The sequence below is a fragment of the Candidatus Eisenbacteria bacterium genome (assembly GCA_016867495.1).
Lineage (GTDB): Bacteria > Eisenbacteria > RBG-16-71-46 > CAIMUX01 > VGJL01 > VGJL01.
The window spans coordinates 1-2,634 of record VGJL01000278.1 but is presented as its reverse complement, the minus strand read 5'-3'; the positions used below and the strand labels follow the sequence as shown (position 1 = coordinate 2,634).

General features: G+C 67.3%; 3 protein-coding genes. 2 read left to right on the top strand and 1 reads right to left on the bottom strand.

Annotation, left to right across the window (positions count from 1 at the left end):
* Positions 1–204: 204 nt before the first annotated feature.
* Entirely contained in the window at positions 205–1,212 is a 1,008-nt protein-coding gene (locus FJY88_13405; GenBank protein ID MBM3288323.1) for a WD40 repeat domain-containing protein, read from the bottom strand.
* 345 nt (positions 1,213–1,557) lie between these two features.
* On the opposite strand from FJY88_13405, the gene FJY88_13400 reads away from it, so the two are divergent.
* Positions 1,558–1,821: a hypothetical protein gene (locus tag FJY88_13400; GenBank protein ID MBM3288322.1), complete on the top strand. Its 264-nt coding sequence runs from the start codon at positions 1,558–1,560 to the stop codon at positions 1,819–1,821.
* 15 nt (positions 1,822–1,836) lie between these two features.
* A partial coding sequence (locus FJY88_13395; protein ID MBM3288321.1) for a hypothetical protein occupies positions 1,837–2,634 on the top strand: 798 nt, incomplete at its 3' end.

The window sequence follows — 2,634 nt, the reverse complement described above, 5'->3', positions numbered from 1 at the left end:
CCCTTGACGGGTTGGATCGGTGCGCGTTTCATCCTGCCTCCATCGTCGCCGACGGACGTCGATCATCTCACAGAACAGAGTGTCCCGCACCGGTGGTGTTGGAGGAAGCGGGGCATGGCCCGGGAAGGGATCAGGTCGCTCCGGGTCTCGATCGGGACCGGGACCGAATGCGCGGGAACGGCTCGGCCTCGCGCGCGAAGCCGATCAGAAGTCCCAGATGCGGATGCCGCGATCGGGACCGCCGATCGCGAAGCCCCCAGCGCCTTTCGTGAAGACGACGGAGACTGCTGTCTCCTCGCGCACGCGCGAGACATGGGCGGCATAGATCCTGGGCTCGCCCGAGCGGGGGAGCGCAATCGCCTGCGCCACGCCCGCCGCGTCGATGACCGCCACGCGGAGAGGGTCGTCCGAAAGCGCGAGCGCGACCACGGGCCGGTTGCCGACAGCCAGGGTCTGGATGCAGCGAAGCTCGCCGAGATCCCAGATGCGGACGCGACCGTCCGCTCCGCCGGTCGCGATCGTCCTGCGATCGGGCCCGATCGTCCATGAGAGGACCGGGCCGCGGTGGGCGTTGAGGTCGGCTTCGCAAGCGCCGTCGAGGAGGCGCCAGACGCGGAAGCGGCCGTCGCCGGCGGCGCTGTAGAGACGCGAGCCGTCCTTGCTGAACGCGAGGCCCGTCACGCGTCCGTCCGACCCCTTGAGGGCGAGACGGACGCGAGGGGGGCGCAGACTCCAGATCTTGATCGTCCCATCCTTGTCGCCTGTCGCCAACCGGTCGGAGGCGGCATCGAAGGCGATCGTCGTGCTCGGGTAGGGGCTGCATCGGAGGACCGCGCAGCAGCGGCCGCCTAGGTGTTCCCAGAGCCTGATCGTGTGGTCGCGGGACGCGGAGGCAAGGAGGACGCTGCGGTCGTCGTAGACAAGGGAGTCGATCGGTTCGGAATGGCCGGTCAGTGTGCGGCGCGGCGCGTCCGCGCCCTCTTCCCAGACGCGGATCGAGCCGTCGAGAGATCCGGCTGCCAGGTAGGAGCCGCAGACCGTCCGCGCGATCCCGCGCACAGGAGTCGGCACGCGGAGCATGCGCGCGGGCCCCTCTGAGCGAGATCCGGGCTCCGCGTGCGTTCGAGCCGCGCCGCTCCCCGGATCCTCATGGACGGGGATGGCCGTCACGCGGGTGACGTCGAGCTTCGCCGTGACACCAAGGTCATTCATTGCGCGATGTTCCGATGATCCGAGCACTCGTTCCAGTTATCGGCGATCCGAGCGGTTTCCCAAGATCTCGTTTGCTCGAGGTCGCCGCGAACGGTCGCAGGCGCCGCTTGCCTTGACCCGCCTTCACGGGGTCTGATAACCTGCCGACCACAGCGGGAGCCATAAGACGAGAACTTCTGTGGAGTTGCGGGGTTGAAGCGCTCGCGCGGCCGTCGCATCGCGCTTCATGCAAGGCGACGGACGATCAAAGATGGAGGGCTCATGATCCACCATGGTTTTCGAGGGCAACTCGTCCGCCACGCCCGTCCCTTGGCCGTCATACCGGTCGCTCTTCTGGTTTTCGGAATGATCGGATGCGCCGCCACCGTCGGGCGCGAGTTCCCGACTGAACGGGTCATCGACATCCGGATCGACCAGACGACGAAGAGCGATCTCCTGGGGCAGTTCGGGCTTCCCTACAGGCGCGGGATCGAGGATGGCGACTCCACCTGGACCTGGGTCCACTACAGGATCAGCCTGCTCGGAGGACAGACGAGGACCAGGGATCTCTACGTCCGCTTCCAGAACGAAAGGGTCCACTCTTACACCTACAACTTCGACGTCCCCTAGGCGCGAGGAGATCTCATGAGCCAGCCGGCGCGGACCGTGGAGCGGTGCCTCATCATCGGGGCGCCGCGCGCGGAGGTGTTTCGAGCCCTTCTTGATCCGGGGATCCTGTCCCGCTGGATGTATGCAACCGTCCGCTGGAAGCCCACCCGAGGGGCGAGCTACCGGATCGAGTGGCAGGACAGCGCGCAGCCGGCCGTCGCGCAGGGCGAGATCCTCGAGATCGACGAGAACCGGAAACTCGTCCTGTCCTGGTTCATGGAGAGGGACGGCTGCGAGACGACGGCGAGCTTCGAGCTGGACGACGAGGAATCGGGGAAGACCTACCTGAAGTTCCGCCATGCCGGCTTTCCCGGCGAGCCCGCCTGGCAGGTCCGCTACGACATGGTCGCGCTCGAATGGGACAAGGTGCTCGAGAACCTGCGCTTCCTGCTGGAGGAGCATCGCGAGGGCGCCTCGCCGACCTACCTGCGGCTGCAGAGAAGGGTCGCCGCCACCCGCGAGCGCGCGCACCTCTACTGGGTCGGCCCCGCCGCCATCAGGAGCTGGCTCGCTGACGATGCCTTCGTCGATCCCGCCCAGGGGGGCGAGATCGATCTCCGCCTCAAGGAGGGTGGGCGGGTGACGGGCGTGATCCGGAACATCGTCCCGGGCCGACACATGAGGGTCCTTTGGGAGGAGGGAGGCAAGCGAAGCCTGATCGGCCTCTCGTTCTGGCCCGACGGCGACGGCTGCATGATGACTCTGACCCTGCGATCCTACGCGATCGGCGAAGGGGAACGTGAGGCCGTGGCAGCGAGATGGGAGGCCCGTTTC

What these genes read in the sequence shown, in the direction of transcription:
- FJY88_13405 (MBM3288323.1), bottom strand. Translation starts at nt 1,212, where the DNA reads ATGAATGACCTTGGTGTCACGGCGAAGCTCGACGTCACCCGCGTGACG.
- FJY88_13400 (MBM3288322.1), top strand. Translation starts at nt 1,558, where the DNA reads ATGATCGGATGCGCCGCCACCGTCGGGCGCGAGTTCCCGACTGAACGG.